This is a genomic window from Fructilactobacillus cliffordii, assembly GCF_024029355.1.
Lineage (GTDB): Bacteria > Bacillota > Bacilli > Lactobacillales > Lactobacillaceae > Fructilactobacillus > Fructilactobacillus cliffordii.
This window is the reverse complement of record NZ_CP097117.1, coordinates 593293-609912: the sequence shown is the minus strand read 5'-3', so window position 1 is coordinate 609912 and position 16620 is coordinate 593293. Positions and strand designations below refer to the sequence as shown.

Below are 16620 nucleotides of genomic sequence, written 5' to 3'. Positions count from 1 at the left end.
TTAGTTTCACGAATTCGTGAAACTTTTTTGGTTTTAATTAGTAATCACGAAAGGGAGGTTTGTCATGCAAATCTTTGATTCTCATACTCATTTAAACGATGCCACCTTTGCTGGTCGAGAGGACGAACTAATTGAACACGCCCACCGGCTCGGGGTCGTGCGGATGGCGAACGTGGGTTCGAACCTCGCTTTGAACCAGCGCGCAATTGAATTGGCCCATCAATATCCAGGACTTGTGGCGATTGTTGGGTGGCATCCAGAGGATGCGGATGGCTACAATCTGGCAGCGGAAGCACTCTTGCGCACCCAATTACAAGACGAGCAAGTTGTTGCCTTGGGAGAAATTGGATTGGACTACCACCAAACCCGAGTGGATCGAACCACGCAACAGAACGTTTTTCGGCAGCAAATTCGGCTGGCTAAGGAACTCAACCTACCAATCTCGGTGCATAATCGTGATGCCTTTGAAGACACCTATCGGATTTTACGTGAGGAACACATTGAAACGGTGGGCGGCATTATCCACAGTTTTAACGGAGACGTGGAATGGATGCAGCGCTTTTTAGACCTTGGGATGATGCTGTCTTACAGTGGCGTGGCCAGTTTTAAAAAGATCAAGGAAGTGCATGAGGCGGTCCGGCAGACGCCGATGGAGCGGTTACTAGTGGAAACGGATGCCCCGTACTTAGCGCCAGAGCCACTGCGTGGACACGAAAACCAACCAGGTTACACGTTGTACACCCTAGAAGCAATTGCGCGGTATAAGGACGTTGATCCCGACGAAATTGCTGCTGCCACCTTTAAAAATACAAATCGGATTTTTAGATTGGAAGATTAGATGAAACGAATTAAAGAAGTCCTCGTGGTCGAAGGCAAATCAGATACCGAGCGGATTCAGCAGGCCGTGGATGCCGACACGATTGAAACCCGGGGTTCAGCAATTAGCGACGAAACACTGGCTCTGATTGACCGACTGGCGCAAACTCGGGGGGTAATCGTGTTCACTGACCCCGATTTTTCGGGCGAAAAGATTCGCCGCATCATTGCTGATGAAATTCCCGAGGCCAAGCATGCCTTTTTGGATAAGCACGCTGCGACTCCCGATAAGGCGCACGGTTCGCTCGGGGTGGAGCACGCCTCTCTCGCTGCCATTCGCCAGGTCCTAGCCCAGGTGTACACGGAAAGTGAGAGTAACCCCGAGGTCATTAGCCGGGAAGAGTTGATGGCCGCTAATTTGGTGGGGAATCACGCCGCCAAGCAACGTCGCTTAGAGCTTGGTGAGTATTTGCACCTCGGGTATGTGAACGCGAAACAGCTGCAACGCCGGCTGCGGATGTTTGGGATTACCAAGGAGCAATTTAACGAAGCCCTTACGCACCTAGAAGGAGGAACAACGCATGAACCAACCAGCCATCGGGACTAGAAACCGGACACTTGGCATTTTAAACCGCTATCACTTAAGTGCCAAGAAAAGTCTAGGTCAAAACTTCTTGGACGATTTAAACGTCTTAGAGGGGATTGTGGCCGCTGCCAACGTGACAGAGCAGGACGACGTGGTCGAAATCGGCCCGGGAATCGGAGCGCTAACCGAACAGATTGCTCAACGAGCCCACCAGGTCCTGGCGTTTGAAATTGATCAGAACCTGATGCCGGTGTTAGCTGAAACCCTTGCTGACTACAAGAACGTCACGATCGTTAATCAGGACTTTTTACAGGCCAACGTGCCAGAAGTGCTAGACGAACGGCTGGACGGACACCACGAGTTAAAGGCCGTGGCCAACCTGCCGTATTACATTACCAAACCGATTTTGATGAACTTTTTAAAGGGTCAGGTGCACTTTGCGACGATTGTTTTGATGATGCAAAAGGAAGTTGCTAGTCGCCTGGTGGCGCGGCCAAATTCGCATGACTACGGAGCATTAAGTGTGATGACGCAGTATCTGTACCAAGTCGAGATTGCGCTGGAGGTTTCCAAAAAGTCGTTTATCCCGGCCCCCAAGGTCGATTCTGCGGTGGTCAAATTAACGCCCCGGCCAGTTAAACAGGAAACTGCTTACAGTCAACCGGCCTTTTTTTCCTTTGTCCACGGCTGCTTTATGCACCGGCGTAAGACCTTGTGGAATAACTTGCAGTCGGTCTTTGACAAACAGCCGGCGACGAAGGACACGATTCGGACGGTGCTGGCGACAGTTGGAATTGAACCGAACGTTCGTCCCCAAACCCTGGGGGTCAGCCAGTTTATTACCCTGACCAACGAATTTCACAAAGTCGGCTTGCTGAAATAGGGTAATGCTTTACATTCCGGCGTTTTTGTGGTACAATTTGCTTTGTGAGGTGATTTGTAATGCAAATGAATTTGCCGGATATCAGAAATTGGATTCAAGACCACCTTGGCAGTGACATTAAAGTTGTTGAACAAGCTGGGAGAAAACGAACGAATGAATACGATGGAGTCCTCGTTGAGGTTTTTCCAGCGGTATTTATTGTTGATCTTGATTCAAGTGATCAACCTGCACACGCTTCATTTACCTACACCAAGATCTTAACCAAAGATATTCAAGTTACATTTATGTAAATAACCAAATTAAAAAGACTGCAGGGGTCTTTTTTTTATTTCTATTTTTCGGTAACTTATACTTAAATGATGATCGGCACAGCAATCGGTCTGGAGGAGTAGCGATGGACGACCTAATTTTGGCAACACACGATTTGCAAGAACAATTTACCGAGAAACGCGTTTTAAATAATCTGAACTTTGTGCTTCACCGGGGGCGTTTTTTGAGTATTGTGGGAGAAAACGGGGTCGGCAAGACCACGTTAGTCCGGATTATTCTCGGACAGCTAAAGCCCACCCACGGTAGCGTGGAGTTTTTCCCCAGTCGTAAAGCGATTCGGATTGGGTACGTGCCACAATTTCGCAACATTGATGACGAATATCCGCTCTCGGTGAAAAACTTTGTGGCGCTCAACTTTACCCACTCCCTAATGCCCTGGCTGAAACCGCAAGAACGTCACCGGCTGACTGAAGTGTTGGCAGAAACGGACCTGACCAAACTACAAAATGAGCCGTTAGGGCGGACGTCTGGAGGAGAAAAGCAACGGGCTTATTTGGCCCAGGCTCTCACCATGCAACCGGATTTGTTGATTTTAGATGAATCCACGGCCAGTTTGGACCCGATTGCGAAGGAGCAACTACTGCGCTTGGTGCGCAAGCTCAACCAGCAGACGGGCGTCACGGTGATTTCTGTGACCCATGATATTCCGCTAGCCAAACAATTTTCGGATGATTATCTGTTGTTACAACCAGAGGGTTATCAATTTGGACCGATTGATCAACTACAGGTTAGCGAATATCAAGGAGGGGAACAACATGTTTAGTTTTGATTTTATGCGCAATGCCTACCTAGCTAGCACTATGATTGCGATTGTCTGTGGGTTCATCGGCGTCTTTGTGGTGGCCCGCAACATGTCCTTTTTGACCCACACCCTGTCAGAAATTGGTTTTGCAGGGGCATCCTTTGGCATGTTTGTGGGAATCACACCGCTAAATGGGATGCTGCTTTTTACAATGTTCAGCTCGGTTCTAGTCGGGCGGATGAGTACTAAGGCGGCTCGTCGAGAGAATTCGATTAGTGCGATTTCCGGGCTATTTATCGGGCTTGGAGTGCTGTTTTTGGCCCTCTCCAATAAAAGTGCCAGTTACGCAACCAACATCTTGTTTGGGAGCGTCGTCGGGATTAGTCCCGCGGACGTTTACCAAATGTTGGTATTGGCGGTTATCGTCCTTTTAATCCTCTTTATCATTTATCGTAACCTGAAGTTTGACTCGTTTGATCCGGTGGGGGCTAGCGCCCAGCATGTGCACAGTGGTTTAATGTCCGTAATCTTTTTATTGTTGTTAGCATTGAGTGTGTCCGTTGCCGCTCAAATCGTGGGCTCCTTGTTGATCTTTATCCTGTTAACTCTACCGGCGGCTAGTGCCAAGTACTTTGCTCACTCGGTCAGTGGCATGATTGCCGTAGCGATTAGCTGTGGCTTGTTGGGTGTTTGGCTCGGCTTGTATCTCGGTTACGTTACGAATCTTCCCGTCAGCTTCTTCATTGCGACGATTGAATGTGCGTTGTACTTCTTAGCACTAGGTTATAACTACTTAAAAGAACGATCCTAATTTAAAAGAGACTGCAGAAATAATTTTCTGCAGTCTCTTTTTTAATGATTTTTTCGATGTAAAGATCGGTACCAGAGGTATTGGAGGCCGAAAATAATACCATAAATTATCAATAAGACGACCAGCACAATGATGCGCAACGGCAGGGGGGCGGCACCAAGGACCGCGTTGGGATGCCGCATCGTGAGCGCAGCAATAAAGACGAGCAGGCTCAGGATTTCAATCACGAGCATCGCTTTCCAACGTTTCAATGTCACTTCACCACCTTAGTTTCGTTTTCTCTATCGTAACACGACCCGGGCTAATCCAAAAATTGCGCCACCACGGGTACTTTTTTGACGAACGTTAGTGATTTCTTCTGTTTGATTTAATTTTTAGATAAATTTATGTGATTTGACGTAAAAACCGAACAATTATGCTAAAATTTTAGTAGAGTAAATCTATAATGAGGTGAAATTATGAAAATTAAACGAAGCGAACGATTGGTCGACATGACTGATTATCTGTTAAATCGACCACACGCACTGATTCCGTTGACATTTTTTGCACAACGATACGATTCTGCCAAGTCCTCAATTAGTGAAGACCTGACTATTCTAAAACGGACATTTCAAGACCGCGGGATTGGTCTAGTGGAAACGGTGCCGGGGGCTGCCGGAGGGGCAAAATACATCCCGTACATCTTAAAGGAAGCCGCCGACGAATTTATGGACGAAGTGATTGAAATTCTAAACAATTCGCACCGGTTGTTACCTGGTGGATACGTTTACATGTCAGATATTTTAGGTGATCCCGACAAATTACGCTATTTAGGACGGCTGATTGCCACCCAGTACCTTAATCAACGCGTGGACGCAGTTTTGACTGTAGCGACTCGTGGAATTCCGATTGCCCAAGCAGCGTCATCTTATTTGAACGTACCCCTAGTGATTGCGCGCCACGACACTAACATTACTGAAGGATCCACCGTAAGCGTGAACTACGTTTCCGGTTCCAGTAAGAAGATTAAACGGATGACGATTTCAAAACGGAGCCTTGATCAAGGGGCCAACGTCTTAATCGTGGATGACTTCATTCACGGCGGGGGGACTATTAATGGATTAACCTCGCTGATTGAAGAATTTGACTGTAACTTGGTCGGCAGTACTTTCTTCGCTGAAGGGGCTTACCAAAGCGGGCAACAAAACGTAGGCAACTATACGTCATTGGTTAAGATGGAGAACCGGGATGACGGAGAAATGCGGATTACCAAGGGTAATTACGACGAAAAAATTTTTGGACCAAGTAAGTAGGAGTAGGAAAAGATGGGAACGAGAAATACAATCATTCTAGCGGCTGGCAAGGGAACGCGGATGAAGTCCAAGTTGTACAAAGTATTACATCGGATTTGCGGGAAATCGATGGTGGACCACGTTTTAACCCAGGTGAGTCAGTTGGACATGGACCAAATCGTTACAGTGGTTGGGTATGGAGCGGAAGCCGTGCAAGAGGAACTAGGGGACCGAACCAAGTACGTGATTCAAGACCAGCAACTTGGAACGGGGGACGCTGTGTTGCGAGCTGAACCACTGTTAAAGCATGCAACGGGTACAACACTGGTAATTAGTGGTGATACGCCGCTCTTTACAGCAACCACTTTGAAAAACCTCTTTGCTTACCATGAGGATAAAAAAGCGACAGCAACGATTTTAACGTCAATGGCCCCGAACCCCACTGGATACGGACGGATTATCCGGAATGACCTAGGAATCGTGGAAAAAATTGTGGAAGAAAAGGATGCCGATTCCGAAGAAAAAGCGATTCATGAAATTAACACAGGTGTTTATGTGTTTGATAATCAAAAGCTATTTGCCGCACTGCACGATACTAACAACGACAACGCCCAGGGAGAATACTACCTGACGGATGCCATTGAGGTCTTAAAGCAACAGGGCGACACGATTGCTGCTTACAAGATGGCCGATTTCTCCGAATCAATGGGGGTTAACAATCGGGTGGCGCAAGCCGCTGCCACCAAGGTAATGCAACAACGGATTAACGAATACCACATGAACAACGGGGTTACCATTATTGATCCAGCTTCGACATACATTGATGCGGGAATTGAAATTGGTTCAGATACCATTATTGAACCGGGAGTGCAGTTGCAACAGGGAACTAAGATTGGTAAAGACTGTGTGATTGGTGCGAACTCCAAACTGGTTAACACTGTGATTCACGACGACGTCACAGTTACGTCCTCAACGTTGGAAGAAGCAGAAATGGGCGCGCACTCAGACATTGGTCCCAACAGTCACCTGCGTCCGGGTGCTGTGATTGGTGAACACGTCCACATTGGAAACTTCTGCGAGGTGAAGAAGTCCCATATCGGAGATGGAACCAAATTAGGGCACTTAACCTACGTCGGGAATGCTACCCTAGGCAAGAACATTAACATCGGTTGTGGAGTAATCTTTGCGAACTACGATGGCAAGCATAAGCACGAAACCACGGTCGGAGATGACGTCTTTATTGGAAGCAATTCCAACCTGATTGCGCCGGTTAAAATTGCCGACCACAGTTTCATTGCGGCGGGTTCGACCATTACGGATGACATTCACCAATACGACATGGCGATTGCGCGCAGTCGTCAGACAAATAAACCCAATTATTACCAAAAGCTACCGTTTGACGGAGCAGATTAGTTTGCTGAAAAAAGCCAAGCATAATATAATCTAGTTGAGAGGACAAATTACTAACGGGGGCTACTTATGGACACCAAAACAACTGACTCAAACATGAAAATTTTTGCGTTGGACTCCAACGTGCCGCTCGCCGAAAAGGTAGCGGATCACATTGGGATTCCACTCGGGAAAGCATCTGTTTCCCATTTTAGTGATGGCGAAATTAAAATTACGATTGATGAAAGTGTCCGTGGAGATGACGTGTACATCATCCAGTCAACCTCCAATCCAGTGAATGATAACCTAATGGAATTGTTAATTATGGTGGATGCCCTGCGTCGGGCTAGTGCCGCTACGATTAACGTGGTAATTCCGTATTATGGGTATGCGCGGCAAGACCGGAAGGCCCGCTCCCGAGAACCAATCACGGCTAAGCTGGTTGCTGATATGCTCCAAACCGCTGGAATTACGCGGGTCGTTGCTTTAGACCTGCACGCAGCGCAAATTCAAGGATTTTTCGACGTTCCGGTGGATCACTTGATGGGCGCTCCGTTATTGGCTGATTACTTCATTCAAAATCATTTGAACGAAAACGCCGTGGTGGTTTCGCCTGACCACGGTGGAGTTTCGCGGGCCCGGGCGCTTGCTGAATTCCTCAGTGATCCGATTGCGATTATCGATAAGCGACGTCCCAAAGCCAACGTGGCGAAGATTATGAACATCATTGGGGACGTCAAGGGCAAACGGGCTATTATGATTGACGACATGATTGATACCGCGGGAACCATTACCCAAGGTGCTCAAGCCCTAATCGATGCCGGTGCCAAGGAAGTTTACGTCTGCTGTACGCATCCGGTACTGTCTGGTCCAGCCACGGAACGGTTGGCGAACTCACCCATCAAGCAGGTTGTGGTTACCGATTCGATTCAACTTCCTGAGGAGAAGAAGATTGAGAAAATTAAGCAGATTTCCGTAGCTCCGCTCGTCGGGGATGCCATCCTGCGCATCGATCAGAATCGACCGGTGAGTCCACTCTTTAACTCCCGGTTTAACTACGAAAAAGACGAAATGAAGCAAGACTAAAAAAAGGAGTGACTTAGCAAAATGCTAAGTCACTCCTTTTCTATCGAATGGATTATTTCGCTTGGTTCACATATTTGTTAATGGCATAGGCCACGCCGTCCTCACTGTTGGGTTTGGTGATGAACTGGGCGTTTTCCTTCACGTCGTCAATTCCGTTGCCCATGGCCACTCCAGTGCCGGCGTACTTAATCATGCTGAGGTCGTTTTCTTGATCACCGATGGCCATCACGTTTTCGGCCGTTAAGCCTAATTTTTCGGCGAGGTGCTTCACAGCAGTTCCCTTGCCAGCTTTAGCGTTCATAAATTCCAAAAAGACGGGCGTACTCTTCACCACGCCCATCCGGTGTTTAATTGAATCCGGAATGTTGTGGTTAGCCAAGTCAATCTTGTCGGGTTCGTCGATGAACATCAGCTTGGCAATCTTGAAGTCCGGGGTAATTTCTTCGGGAGTGCGATAATGAATCGGTAGGTTCACCAGTTGGCTTTCATAAACCGTGTAGGGACTGAGGTCCCGGTTGGTGGCGTAAATGCCGTCGGTGGTTTCAATTTGGAAGTGGACGCCCATTTCTCGCGACATCATTTCGATTTCTAAGAAATCCTCATAGTGAACGGTCGTTTCAAAGATAACTTGACCGGTCAAGTCCTCAGCCACAGAGCCGTTAAAGGCAATCGCATACTCGTCCTTACCATTGAGCCCCAGTGGTTTTAAGTAGGGGCGAATCCCGGCGAGGGGCCGACCCGAACAGAGCACGATTTTAATGCCTTTTTCTCTCGCCTTCTTAATGGCACTGATGGTAGCCGGAGCGAGTTCATTTTTTTCGTTCAAGAGGGTACCATCGATGTCAATGGCAATTAGTTTAATGTCAGTCATGTTGAGACTCCTTTGGTTGAATAACGTGATCGTTACGAAGATAGCTTTGAAATTGAGCAGTCGTTTCTGCAAATAATCCTGCTGCTTCTGGGTGGAACATTTCCTTGGGGAAAAAGAAGCGGCTGTCACCGACATCCCGGCCGGTAATGGTTTGGACTAACAAACTGGCCTGCGAAAGTTCGATGAGACTGCCGTCCTTTTCCATGAGCTCGATTTGAGCGTTGGGATGCGAATCGGTAGGATCGTATACATCATAAGGCTGGTTATAGCTATTGTCAGTGGCGGTGTAAAAATTTGGATCAAAGCCGACATCCGCTACTAAGGAGCGCAGCTCGGTCAGCTGTGGTTTTGTCTCCGGAGTAAACTGGGCAGATTTAAACGGCTCGCGGTCCAAGAAACGTGTAGCTAGATCCGCTAAAATTGGATCGGGAAAAGTCCGCCAGGCAGAAAAATAAGTGGTTAATACGCCATCGTCTAACTGCAGATAGTTGGACAAATCGTGTTTTAAATCAAACTGTTCGGTTAAAAAGGGCCGTAATAGTCCTGGTTGAAAGTCATCTTGATACTGGGGATCCTGGGCAATCTGCCGGGCTCGTTTAAGCAAGTGGGCCAAGATCACTTCCATCGAACGCGAGGTGGGGTGAAAGTAGACCTGCAGGTACATTTGGTACCGCGAGACAATGTAGTATTCAATCGCGTGTAGCCCACTTTTTTTAAAGCAGATTCCTTGCTCGTAGGGGCGCATCACCTGTAAAATGCGGTCTAAGTCAAAGTTACCGTACTGAGCGCCGGTAAAGTAAGAGTCCCGTAACAGGTAATCCATCCGGTCCGCATCGCACTGACTGGAAATCATCTGGACGACCTGTTGATTCGGATAGGTCTTGTTGATGACGCTCGCCACCTGATTGGGGAAGTTCGGTCCCATTTTGCGCAAGACCTGATTGACCTCCGTGCCTTCCGAAGTAATAATTTCCTGCGTAATTTCTTCGTGATTGGTTTGGAAAATGTGTTCAAAAGTGTGTGAATAGGTTCCGTGACCAATGTCATGCAGTAACCCAGCACATTCCGCCACGAGACGATTTTGATCGTCCCAAAGACCATCACCGGGCGTTTGCGTGGGGTAATTTCTTTGAAAGTGGTTACAAATTCGGCGCACAATTTCGTATACACCTAGCGAGTGGGAGAAACGGGTATGCTCTGCGCCCGGGAAGGTTAACGACGTGGTGCCAAGCTGATGAATTCGGCGTAAGCGTTGAAATTCCGCTGTGTTAATCAAGTCCATGATGATTTGGTCTTGAATGTAAATGTGACTGTGGACCGGATCTCTAATGACCTTTTCCTGTTTTAGTTTTTCTGTCTGGTAGCCCATCGTTCCACCTCCATTTCCATACCATTATAGCGTATCAACGAGCATTCGTCAGAGGCGAATGTGATTGTGTCTAATTATTAACCATTAAAAAGAGAGAAAGGAAGGGTGCTGATGCCCCATAAATTACCAAGTCAACCCGTTCACATTGAGGGAGAAACCATCTTACATCAAGCAGGAGAAGAAGAGCATTATCGGTTTAGCGCCGTAGGTCAGCTGGTCCAACTTGGCACCACGGTTTATCTGCGCTTTAATGAGGATAACGAGGAAGCGGTTCCAGTAACCTATAAAATTGATGGGTCTAATTCACTACGGATTAGTCGCCGCGGAGAAAGCCAGTTAACGTTACAGTTGATTGCCGGGCAACGGACGCAAAATGTTGACGTGACTCCCTACGGTAAGTTACAGATCGCTGCCGAAGCCACTGCCGTGGAAACTGAATTTGATTTAGCTGAGTTGCGTGGAACCGTGAGCGCAGATTACCGGATTTTTACGGACGACGAAGAGGTTGGGAACCACCAGATTCGATTGCAATTTTACCGATAAGTTAGTATTATTAAGTGTAACGGTAAACTAGAAAGGCGTGTGTCTAATTTGGAACTAAAAAAGCTCGATGAAACCAACAAAAATGAACTATCAATGATTGAAGTTGCCCATGCCATTTTGGCCGATCGGGGTAAAACCATTCAGTTTCCTGATTTAGTAAATGCTATTCAAGAATACACGGGCTTTAGCGATGATGAAATTAAGGACAAGCTCGTGCAATTTTATACGGACTTAAACGTCGACGGTAGTTTTATCTCCCTGGGAAACAACGTGTGGGGATTGCGGACGTGGTATCCTTATGAATCCGTGGACGAAGCCACGGCCAGTGAAGGTGATGACCAACCGAAGACCAAAAAACGGCACAAAATTAACGCCTTCTTGGCTGATGCATCCGATGACGACGACGTGATTGACTACGAAAATGATGATCCAGAAGACGATGATGACGTGGTTGATTACGACGATGATGACGATGACAGCGTTGACGATGATGACATTGATTACGACAACGATGATCCAGAAGATGAAGAAGTTCATGACGACATTGACGACGTAGAACTTCAAGATGATGAGGATGACGACGAAGACGAGGACGACGATTAAGAAGATTAAACTTGACGGCGTACAATTTTTTTATTATCATCATTCTTGGGCACTTTACAAATTGTAAAGCATTCGAATCCAAAGCTCCCCTACTGGCTATGTATGGGGAGCTTTTTTTATTGTTTCTTGCACTTTTGATTTAGATGGGAGTCGATTGACATGACAAAGTATATTTTTGTAACTGGTGGTGTGGTTTCATCGCTTGGAAAGGGAATCGTTTCAGCTTCGCTCGGACGGTTGTTAAAGAATCGGGGATTAAACGTCACGGTCCAAAAGTTTGATCCATACATTAACGTGGATCCTGGAACCATGAACCCGTACCAACACGGAGAAGTGTTCGTGACAAATGATGGAACCGAAACCGACCTAGACTTAGGTCATTATGAACGGTTTATTGATAACGATTTGAATCAGTACTCAAACGTTACAACCGGAAAGATTTACCAAGAAGTGCTGGAAAAAGAACGGCATGGTGACTATCTAGGAGCCACGGTACAAGTCATTCCGCATATTACTGGCATGATTAAGGAAAAAATCATGCGCGCCGCTAAGACGACGGATGCTGACGTAGTCATTACGGAAATTGGGGGTACGGTCGGAGATATTGAATCGTTACCGTTCTTAGAAGCGATTCGAGAAATGCGCAACGAAGTCGGTTATGACAACACCTACTACATTCACACGACGTTGGTTCCTTATTTGGAAGCAGCCGGGGAAATGAAATCAAAACCAACCCAACACAGCGTCAAGGAACTCCGGAGTGTGGGGATTCAACCTGATATGTTGGTTTTACGTTCTGAACGAGAAATTCCCGAAAGCATGAAGAAAAAGATTTCCATGTTCTGTGACGTGAACGAAAAAAGCATTATCGAATCAATTAACGCTCCAAACCTGTACCAATTACCATTAAGTTTCCAAAAACAAGGCATGGATGACCAAATCTTGGCGCACTTCAAAATGAAGACTCCCGAGGCAGACATGGAAGACTGGAAAAAGTTGGAAAACCACATCCGGCATTTAAGTGGCACGGTTAACATTGCTTTAGTGGGTAAGTACGTTAAGTTAAAGGATGCTTACATTTCGGTGGATGAAGCTTTACGTCATGCTGGATACGCCGCAGATGTGGACGTCAAGATTACCAACATTGATGCTGAAAAAATTACGGACGAGAATGTAGCCGACGTGTTGGCTGGTTTTGATGGAGTCATTGTTCCGGGTGGATTTGGTAGTCGGGGAATCGAAGGAATGGTGACGGCCATTCGCTATGTTCGGGAAAACGACATTCCGTTCTTGGGGGTTTGTCTCGGAATGCAAGTGACGACGATCGAGTATGCTAGAAACGTTTTGGGGTATCAAGATGCAAACTCCACGGAATTTGATCAAGACACGAAGCACAATGTGATTGACTTGATGGCTGACCAAAATGACGTTTCTGGAATGGGAGGAACTCAACGCTTGGGTGCTTACCCAGCTAAGTTAACGCCAGGTACCCAAACGGCCGCTGCTTACGATAACCAAGCAGAAATTTCAGAACGACACCGACACCGTTATGAATTCAATAATAATTTTAGACAAGAACTGGAAGATGCCGGGTTAGTCATTGCCGGAACCTCACCAGATGACCGGCTAGTCGAAGTGGTTGAAGTTCCTAATAAACAATTCTTTGTAGCAGCTCAATATCATCCAGAATTCTTATCACGACCTAACCGTCCGGAAGGATTATTCAAAGCCTTTGTGGCTGCAGCTGCTAAGAATCACCAAGCGCACGCTGATAAATAAAATTTTTGCCTTCAATTTGGGGAATGTGTTGTAATCCACGCTGGTTTTACTTATGATTGAAGACGTGACGATCAAGTAAGATAGTGAGGATTAAAGACAATGAGTATTATGAAAATCCATGGGGGTCATTCCTTACACGGGGAAGTAACGATTGGCGGAGCTAAGAACAGCGTTGTCGCGCTGATTCCAGCGGCTGTCCTCGCCGACAACCCGGTTAAATTAGACATGGTCCCAGACATTCTTGATGTTCATAATCTAATGTTAATTCTCCAATCAATGAACGTTTCATCCTATTTTGCGGATGGCGTGTTACAAATCGATCCTACTGAAATTAAAACTGGTCACTTACCCAGTAAAGCAATTAAAAAATTACGGGCGTCGTACTACTTTATGGGGGCGCTGTTAGGCAAGTTTCATCGGGCCGTGGTGAGTTTCCCCGGGGGCGATAACATCGGACCCCGGCCGATTGACCAACACATTCGGGCTTTTGAGGCACTGGGAGCCCACGTAACCGAAAACGGGGACACCGTATACATTGATGCCACCGAAAATGGCCTCGTCGGAGCACCCATCTTCTTTGAAATGGTTTCTGTCGGAGCCACCATTAACGCTATTTTGGCGGCAACGCGGGCACGTGGGGTTACCACGATTCATAATGTGGCCCGGGAACCAGAAATTGTTGACTTAGTTGCGTTTCTAAACGAAATGGGGGCGCACATTTCTGGAGCCGGAACGGATGTAATTCGAATTGAAGGAGTGGATCATCTTCACCAACAACAGATTCACACTGTGATTCCGGATCGGATTGAAGCGGGAACCTACCTTTCGCTAGCAGCAGCGGTTGGGGATGGCATTCTGATTAAAAATGTGGTTCCAGAGCACCTGCAACCGTTTATTGCAAAACTGCGGGAAATGGGCGTGGATCTATCGATCAATGACAATGCCATTTATGTGCAAAAATCGGGGGAACTCCGGGGCGTGAACGTGACCACGGCACCGTTCCCTAATTTTGCAACGGATTGGCAACAACCGTTAACTCCGTTGTTACTGACTGCTCAGAGTGAGAGTATCATTACTGATACGATTTATCCCCAACGGCAAAAGCACATCGCTCAACTACAAAAGTTAGGGGCGCGGATTAGCGTTAATGATTGCAATCAGATTATTGTGCATCCCACCCCTGAGTTACACGGAGCAGTTGTTGCCGCCGGAGAAATTCGAGCCGGAGCGGCGCTGATGATCGCCGGGTTAATGGCTGATGGGGAAACCATCGTGGAAGAAAGCGATAATATTTTACGCGGATACGATAACATTGAACGGAAATTAACTGACTTGCATGCGGACGTCGAACTGATTACCCAGCTTGATTAGGCGCGGTTGCACGTAAATTAGATTAGTGATACACTACAAAAGTTGAGAATTTTGAAATCAATCTCTGGGTTTTATAAATTCAGGGCAAAGGAGCGAGATTATTATGAAAAAAGGAATTCATCCAGATTTTCATGAAGTAGTCTTCCAAGATTCAGGTACGGGCTTCAAGTTTATTACGGGCTCAACCGCTACTTCAGATCAAACGATTGACATTGATGGTAAGACTTACCCATTGATCCGGGTTGAAGTTTCTTCTGATTCCCACCCATTCTACACTGGGAAGCAAAAGACTGCTCAAGCCGATGGAGCTGTGGATCGTTTCAACAAAAAATATGGTTTTGCCAACTAAGGTACAACCACGAAAAAAGCTTCTTCCATTTTGGAAGAAGCTTTTTTGTTTAATATTAATTACGTTTAATGAGCCTGGCGGATGGTTTTCGTATCATTGAGAACCAGACACAGGTTTAAGAACACCAGGATCGAGGTGGAGATGAACACTCCAGAGTAACCAAAGATTGAGGAAACGACCGAACCAATCATCGGTCCGCTAAAGTTTCCAACCGCCTGAAAGGACTGGTTCCAACTGAAGATCCGGCCGGTAACCTGCGCCGGCGTATTCTTGGCAATGATGGCTTGCACCGCCGGTAGCATACAGGCGTTAGAGACGCCTAACAGAAAGCGAAGGATCATCAGCTCCCAGACGTTCGTCACAAATGCCATTGGAACGTAGAGGAAGATGGCTAGAATAAAGCCAAAAATCATGATTTTTTCAGAGCCAATTCGATCTCCGATGGCCCCAAGGCGGGGAGCAGCCACGAGGGTGGAAATTCCGGGCACTGCAGCAACCACTCCACTAAAGAAAGTTACCGTGGGGCTCCCGTGCATAATCTGTTTGACGTACAAAGAGAGAATTGGAGAAATCGAGTTGTTGGAAGCCTGAATGATCATCGTCGTCACAAACATTCCAAAGATTAACTTGGGGTGGGGAAGGACGTGAATGACTTCTTTAGTGTGTAAGTTGTCTTCCTTGGCGACGGGTTGAAACTTTTCCTTGACAAAGAACAAAGTGACAAAGAAAACGACTAGCATCAAACTGCCCGTGATGAAAAAGGTGACTCGATAACTGAAAACGGAGGCTAAAATCCCGCCCAGAAAGGGACCAAATAATGCACCAGAAACACCACCAGTGGAGAGGATTCCAAGCGCCTTTCCGCTTTCCTTTTTGGGAACCTGAATGGCTAACAATGCGTTGGAATTGGGCATGTACCCCGAAAAGATTCCCTGAATGAACCGCAGTCCGATAATCATCCAAACGTTGGTGGCAAATCCCATCAACAGCACACAGATGGCCATTCCGAGTGAAGCTCGCAACAGCATTAGCCGTCGGCCGTACCGATCGGCTAAACTGCCCCAAAGCGGGGATACGACCGCTGCCACAATGAAGGACGCCGAAAAGGCGAGTCCACTGTATAGGCTTAGTTCACTGTGGGTGTAATTCCCCAGAGTTTCAATGTATAAGGAAAGAAAGGGCATTAACTCACTGAAACCCATACTGGTTAAAAAGAGACCCACCCAGAGGGCGATTAAGTTGCGGTGCCAAATCTTTTTAGGCACCGTAAAGGGGGCTTCGCTATCGGCAGACTGTTCTGTCTCACTCATGGGGGCTCGCCTCCCGTCGTGTTTGTTGCATCTGGTCTAGCCAGAGGGGCAGGGACTCGGTTAGCATGTCGTAGGTAGTTTCAAACTTATGAGTGTACCAGGGATCAGCAATGCTAATCCCGTCTTGTCCCGGAACCACGTCCATGCAGAGGTGGGCTTTTGCTTGCTCTGCTTTTGATAACCGTTCTCGGACGTCCACAAGGTTGGTTGTGTCCATAGTAATGATGTAATCAGCGGCTTCTAAATCTGTCGGCGTTAGGGGATGCGAACGATGATTACTTGCGTCCAAGCCGTGTTTTTTAAGCGTCTGGAGTGCCCCTGGATGGGGTGGATTTCCTGCTTCTTCATCACTAGTTGCTGCCGACGAAATGACGTATTGATCTGCGACACCTGCTTCTGCGGTTAACTGTTTAAACATGGATTCCGCCATTGGTGAGCGGCAAATGTTACCCAAACAAACGAATAAAACGTTAGTTGGTTTCACGTTAATTCACTCCAATCTAAAAAATGC

General features: G+C 47.0%; 19 protein-coding genes. 14 read left to right on the top strand and 5 right to left on the bottom strand.

The annotated features are described in order from the left end of the window. Nucleotides 1-64: 64 nt before the first annotated feature. The 6 genes from M3M38_RS03110 to M3M38_RS03085 all read left to right on the top strand — a co-directional run bounded on the left by M3M38_RS03110 (nucleotide 65) and on the right by M3M38_RS03085 (nucleotide 4168). The gene (locus M3M38_RS03110; protein ID WP_252814748.1) at nucleotides 65-838 is read left to right on the top strand and encodes a TatD family hydrolase; all 774 of its coding nucleotides are present in this window, start codon (nucleotides 65-67) and stop codon (nucleotides 836-838) included. Beyond that, entirely contained in the window at nucleotides 839-1423 is a 585-nt protein-coding gene (rnmV, locus tag M3M38_RS03105) for a ribonuclease M5 (RefSeq protein ID WP_252814747.1), read from the top strand. It begins immediately after the preceding gene. Continuing rightward, entirely contained in the window at nucleotides 1398-2285 is an 888-nt protein-coding gene (gene rsmA / locus M3M38_RS03100) for a 16S rRNA (adenine(1518)-N(6)/adenine(1519)-N(6))-dimethyltransferase RsmA (protein WP_252814746.1), read from the top strand. The genes rnmV and rsmA overlap by 26 nt, the downstream gene beginning before the upstream one ends. 59 nt (nucleotides 2286-2344) lie before the next feature. Beyond that, entirely contained in the window at nucleotides 2345-2575 is a 231-nt protein-coding gene (locus tag M3M38_RS03095) for a Veg family protein (protein ID WP_252766299.1), read from the top strand. Between the two features lie 104 nt (nucleotides 2576-2679). Next, nucleotides 2680-3378: a metal ABC transporter ATP-binding protein gene (locus M3M38_RS03090; RefSeq protein ID WP_252814745.1), complete on the top strand. Its 699-nt coding sequence runs from the start codon at nucleotides 2680-2682 to the stop codon at nucleotides 3376-3378. Next, nucleotides 3371-4168 carry a metal ABC transporter permease gene (locus M3M38_RS03085; protein ID WP_252814744.1) on the top strand — a complete coding sequence of 266 codons (798 nt, stop codon included), beginning with the start codon at nucleotides 3371-3373 and terminating at the stop codon, nucleotides 4166-4168. Before M3M38_RS03090 ends, M3M38_RS03085 begins: the two co-directional genes overlap by 8 nt. 41 nt (nucleotides 4169-4209) lie before the next feature. Here M3M38_RS03085 and M3M38_RS03080 read toward each other — a convergent pair whose 3' ends face one another. Beyond that, nucleotides 4210-4425: a hypothetical protein gene (locus M3M38_RS03080; protein WP_252814743.1), complete on the bottom strand. Its 216-nt coding sequence runs from the start codon at nucleotides 4423-4425 to the stop codon at nucleotides 4210-4212. Between the two features lie 201 nt (nucleotides 4426-4626). On the opposite strand from M3M38_RS03080, the gene purR reads away from it, so the two are divergent. From purR to M3M38_RS03065, 3 genes are all read left to right on the top strand, one after another. Further along, nucleotides 4627-5460: a pur operon repressor gene (gene purR / locus M3M38_RS03075; RefSeq protein ID WP_252814742.1), complete on the top strand. Its 834-nt coding sequence runs from the start codon at nucleotides 4627-4629 to the stop codon at nucleotides 5458-5460. Nucleotides 5461-5472: 12 nt separating this feature from the next. Beyond that, entirely contained in the window at nucleotides 5473-6852 is a 1380-nt protein-coding gene (glmU, locus tag M3M38_RS03070) for a bifunctional UDP-N-acetylglucosamine diphosphorylase/glucosamine-1-phosphate N-acetyltransferase GlmU (protein ID WP_252814741.1), read from the top strand. A gap of 66 nt (nucleotides 6853-6918) precedes the next feature. Then, on the top strand, nucleotides 6919-7914 hold the full coding sequence (locus tag M3M38_RS03065; RefSeq protein ID WP_252814740.1) for a ribose-phosphate diphosphokinase: 996 nt from the start codon (nucleotides 6919-6921) through the stop codon (nucleotides 7912-7914). Between the two features lie 52 nt (nucleotides 7915-7966). On the opposite strand, the gene yidA is transcribed toward M3M38_RS03065, so the two are convergent. Together yidA and M3M38_RS03055 are read right to left on the bottom strand one after the other, a co-directional pair. Beyond that, nucleotides 7967-8785 (bottom strand): sugar-phosphatase, encoded by an 819-nt coding sequence (yidA, locus tag M3M38_RS03060; protein WP_252814739.1) that lies wholly within the window; start codon nucleotides 8783-8785, stop codon nucleotides 7967-7969. Next, nucleotides 8778-10154 carry an HD domain-containing protein gene (locus M3M38_RS03055; RefSeq protein WP_252814738.1) on the bottom strand — a complete coding sequence of 459 codons (1377 nt, stop codon included), beginning with the start codon at nucleotides 10152-10154 and terminating at the stop codon, nucleotides 8778-8780. The genes yidA and M3M38_RS03055 overlap by 8 nt, the downstream gene beginning before the upstream one ends. Before the next feature lie 111 nt (nucleotides 10155-10265). Here M3M38_RS03055 and M3M38_RS03050 point away from each other — a divergent pair, with 111 nt between their 5' ends. The 5 genes from M3M38_RS03050 (at nucleotide 10266) to M3M38_RS03030 (ending at nucleotide 14799) form a co-directional block, all read left to right on the top strand. Beyond that, on the top strand, nucleotides 10266-10697 hold the full coding sequence (locus M3M38_RS03050; RefSeq protein ID WP_252814737.1) for a YwiB family protein: 432 nt from the start codon (nucleotides 10266-10268) through the stop codon (nucleotides 10695-10697). A 48-nt stretch (nucleotides 10698-10745) separates the two neighbouring features. Continuing rightward, nucleotides 10746-11300: a DNA-directed RNA polymerase subunit delta gene (gene rpoE / locus M3M38_RS03045; protein WP_252766289.1), complete on the top strand. Its 555-nt coding sequence runs from the start codon at nucleotides 10746-10748 to the stop codon at nucleotides 11298-11300. A gap of 159 nt (nucleotides 11301-11459) precedes the next feature. Further along, complete coding sequence (locus M3M38_RS03040) at nucleotides 11460-13079, top strand: CTP synthase (protein ID WP_252814736.1); 1620 nt, start codon at nucleotides 11460-11462, stop codon at nucleotides 13077-13079. 99 nt (nucleotides 13080-13178) lie between these two features. Continuing rightward, a complete protein-coding gene (locus tag M3M38_RS03035; protein WP_252814735.1) occupies nucleotides 13179-14450 on the top strand; it encodes a UDP-N-acetylglucosamine 1-carboxyvinyltransferase in 1272 nt (423 codons plus the stop codon). A gap of 103 nt (nucleotides 14451-14553) precedes the next feature. Next, entirely contained in the window at nucleotides 14554-14799 is a 246-nt protein-coding gene (locus M3M38_RS03030; RefSeq protein ID WP_252766286.1) for a type B 50S ribosomal protein L31, read from the top strand. A 65-nt stretch (nucleotides 14800-14864) separates the two neighbouring features. Here M3M38_RS03030 and M3M38_RS03025 read toward each other — a convergent pair whose 3' ends face one another. Both M3M38_RS03025 and M3M38_RS03020 read right to left on the bottom strand, forming a co-directional pair. Continuing rightward, a complete protein-coding gene (locus M3M38_RS03025) occupies nucleotides 14865-16109 on the bottom strand; it encodes a multidrug efflux MFS transporter (RefSeq protein WP_252814734.1) in 1245 nt (414 codons plus the stop codon). Next, complete coding sequence (locus tag M3M38_RS03020) at nucleotides 16102-16593, bottom strand: low molecular weight protein-tyrosine-phosphatase (protein WP_274705796.1); 492 nt, start codon at nucleotides 16591-16593, stop codon at nucleotides 16102-16104. The genes M3M38_RS03025 and M3M38_RS03020 overlap by 8 nt, the downstream gene beginning before the upstream one ends. Nucleotides 16594-16620 lie beyond the last annotated feature (27 nt).

Coding starts and splice junctions, on each gene's coding strand:
- M3M38_RS03110 (WP_252814748.1), top strand. CDS start 65: ATGCAAATCTTTGATTCTCATACTCATTTAAACGATGCCACCTTTGCT.
- rnmV (WP_252814747.1), top strand. CDS start 839: ATGAAACGAATTAAAGAAGTCCTCGTGGTCGAAGGCAAATCAGATACC.
- rsmA (WP_252814746.1), top strand. CDS start 1,398: ATGAACCAACCAGCCATCGGGACTAGAAACCGGACACTTGGCATTTTA.
- M3M38_RS03095 (WP_252766299.1), top strand. CDS start 2,345: ATGCAAATGAATTTGCCGGATATCAGAAATTGGATTCAAGACCACCTT.
- M3M38_RS03090 (WP_252814745.1), top strand. CDS start 2,680: ATGGACGACCTAATTTTGGCAACACACGATTTGCAAGAACAATTTACC.
- M3M38_RS03085 (WP_252814744.1), top strand. CDS start 3,371: ATGTTTAGTTTTGATTTTATGCGCAATGCCTACCTAGCTAGCACTATG.
- purR (WP_252814742.1), top strand. CDS start 4,627: ATGAAAATTAAACGAAGCGAACGATTGGTCGACATGACTGATTATCTG.
- glmU (WP_252814741.1), top strand. CDS start 5,473: ATGGGAACGAGAAATACAATCATTCTAGCGGCTGGCAAGGGAACGCGG.
- M3M38_RS03065 (WP_252814740.1), top strand. CDS start 6,919: ATGGACACCAAAACAACTGACTCAAACATGAAAATTTTTGCGTTGGAC.
- yidA (WP_252814739.1), bottom strand. CDS start 8,785: ATGACTGACATTAAACTAATTGCCATTGACATCGATGGTACCCTCTTG.
- M3M38_RS03055 (WP_252814738.1), bottom strand. CDS start 10,154: ATGGGCTACCAGACAGAAAAACTAAAACAGGAAAAGGTCATTAGAGAT.
- M3M38_RS03050 (WP_252814737.1), top strand. CDS start 10,266: ATGCCCCATAAATTACCAAGTCAACCCGTTCACATTGAGGGAGAAACC.
- M3M38_RS03040 (WP_252814736.1), top strand. CDS start 11,460: ATGACAAAGTATATTTTTGTAACTGGTGGTGTGGTTTCATCGCTTGGA.
- M3M38_RS03035 (WP_252814735.1), top strand. CDS start 13,179: ATGAGTATTATGAAAATCCATGGGGGTCATTCCTTACACGGGGAAGTA.
- M3M38_RS03030 (WP_252766286.1), top strand. CDS start 14,554: ATGAAAAAAGGAATTCATCCAGATTTTCATGAAGTAGTCTTCCAAGAT.
- M3M38_RS03025 (WP_252814734.1), bottom strand. CDS start 16,109: ATGAGTGAGACAGAACAGTCTGCCGATAGCGAAGCCCCCTTTACGGTG.